Below are 607 nucleotides of genomic sequence, written 5' to 3' on the forward strand. Positions count from 1 at the left end.
CGACTTGGTGGAAGGATGTAAAGTCACCGGAAAAGTTCGTTTGCACGGTAAGAACGTCTATCACCCGAATGTCGATGTAGCAACGCTTAGGCGTCGCGTTGGAATGGTTTTTCAGCGTCCTAACCCATTTCCTAAGTCGATTTATGAGAATGTGGTTTATGGCTTACGCTTACAAGGTGTCAAGAACAGTCGCACATTAGATGATGCGGTTGAACGTTCACTTCGCTCTGCTGCGTTGTGGGATGAAGTGAAAGATAGATTGCACGAAAACGCATTTGGACTTTCGGGTGGTCAGCAGCAACGTTTGGTTATTGCGCGTGCTGTAGCAATTGAACCAGAAGTGCTGTTATTGGATGAGCCAACATCGGCACTGGATCCAATATCAACTTTAACTATTGAAGAACTTATCAACGAGCTTAAGACTCAATATACTGTCGTGATCGTTACCCACAACATGCAGCAAGCTGCGCGAGTGAGTGACCACACCGCATTCATTCACATGGGTAAGTTGATTGAATACTCCGACGCAGACTCAATCTTCACATCGCCAATGAAGAAACAGACAGAAGACTACATTACTGGTCGATACGGCTAAGGCTCGACCAAA

1 protein-coding gene is annotated in these 607 nt (G+C 45.8%); it reads left to right on the forward strand.

All coding sequences use genetic code 11. The features are described from left to right. The coding region (locus R7R24_RS28430; RefSeq protein WP_318120409.1) for a phosphate ABC transporter ATP-binding protein at positions 1-595 on the forward strand (595 nt) is incomplete at its 5' end. Positions 596-607: the final 12 nt, after the last annotated feature.

This window comes from Vibrio sp. 704, from assembly GCF_033339295.1.